The sequence below is a fragment of the Moorena sp. SIO3I6 genome (assembly GCF_010672095.1).
On the sequence record NZ_JAAHHU010001257.1, the window covers coordinates 1 to 1,488 of the forward strand.

Annotated in this window: 2 protein-coding genes; both read right to left on the reverse strand. The window is 40.5% G+C overall.

Features of this window, described 5'->3' with window-relative positions:
• Nucleotides 1-382: 382 nt before the first annotated feature.
• A complete protein-coding gene (locus F6K49_RS48305; protein ID WP_070392370.1) occupies nt 383-691 on the reverse strand; it encodes a hypothetical protein in 309 nt (102 codons plus the stop codon).
• A gap of 457 nt (nt 692-1,148) precedes the next feature.
• A complete protein-coding gene (locus F6K49_RS48310; protein WP_293061108.1) occupies nt 1,149-1,283 on the reverse strand; it encodes a hypothetical protein in 135 nt (44 codons plus the stop codon).
• Nucleotides 1,284-1,488 lie beyond the last annotated feature (205 nt).

Below are 1,488 nucleotides of genomic sequence, written 5' to 3' on the forward strand. Positions count from 1 at the left end.
GTGTGGAGGGGCTGCATCAAGACAGAGTCAAATTTTATCACTGATCCGAAGTTCCCCGTTCCCTGTTCCCTACCTTTACAGATTAATTTTAAACAATTTTAAACTTGGTGCAAAATTTGATTATCAATAAAAAACGCACCTTATTTGCAATCAAAGTGCGAGGAAATGTATTTTAATAGCAGATCTCAGGTGCCGAGTTTTATCAAATTCTTTGGCTTTTTAAGCTGACACCTTTAAGCAGGTAACTACTAGAACTAGAAGATTTGGTTTAAACTGATTTTTGTGAAATTTTTTTATTTGAATTATTGATTGTCTTAAGGGTAGAGTTACTAGTAAGTTACTGCTGATATTACTGATAATACGAATAATTTACATCAACAATTTACACCAGCATGATGTCTGTTGACGAATTCTTAGAGGTGATGGTCTCACCTTGAATGGTCTTGTCTGTCCCAGAGGATTTTTCAGAGCACTTTACCGATAGCTCCTCTGTGAGCATCAGTTGTTCATCTTGCCAAATCTCTTCTAGTTTCTCCCAAGAAGAAGAAAAGGTAGGCATAGCAAAAGCACAAGCTTTCCAGGTAGCTCTGACAGGCACCCCAAGTTGTTGACACATACCCCCTCGTCGTCCTTCTGACTGATAATACTGACAAAATCTGCAACTAGATACAGGTAAATTCAATGTTTTCATGATAACTCTTTTTTTGTGAAAAAAATTTTATCTCCTCTTCACATTTAATTCTGCTACCTCCTACCTCAGCTTGTTATAGATAGCAAGCTGTTGACCAGCCTAGGTTATAGCCATATCGTTAGCCCCTAAAGCTTTAATATTTTCTTAATTATTTTGTTACAAATAGAAACATTTTATTTTACAAAAAGTCACAAAAAAAGGTGGATTCTGAAAGAATTGGCTTGTTTTATACCAAAACCCCATAGGGATCAAGCAAAAAAAAACACCAAAAGTATATTTAGATACTGAATCTATCCCGATTAACTTATGAAAAAGTATCAGTTCAGTGTTCTAAAAATCAAGGGTCAGCCGGGGAGGCTGACTGGCTTTTAGCCTCCACAGCAAAATTAGCTCTACCTCTTATACCAAAGTCTTAGAGCAAATTTAAAAGCTTTTGTTGATTCAAAGCACCGTTGATTCAAAGCACCAGTGCTGGAAACCACACAACTTCCTCAGGTGTGGGGTGTGGGGTGTGGGGTGTGGGGTGTGGGGGATAAGAAAGCGATGGAGCAAGGGAACAGGGGGTTTCCCCCGCATTAAGGCGCTGCATCATTTCTTCGTTGTTTTGCTTTTCCTCTCCCTCTGGGTCGCCCCATGTTTGACCTTAATGTAAAAAACCTACCCCTGTGAGCGCCCCACACCCCCCTACCTACTGCCTACTCGTTACTCGTTACTCGTTACTCGTTACTCGTTACTCCCGACTCCCGACTCCCGACTCCCGACTCCCTTCTCCCTACTCCCTTCTCCCTTCTAAAGCC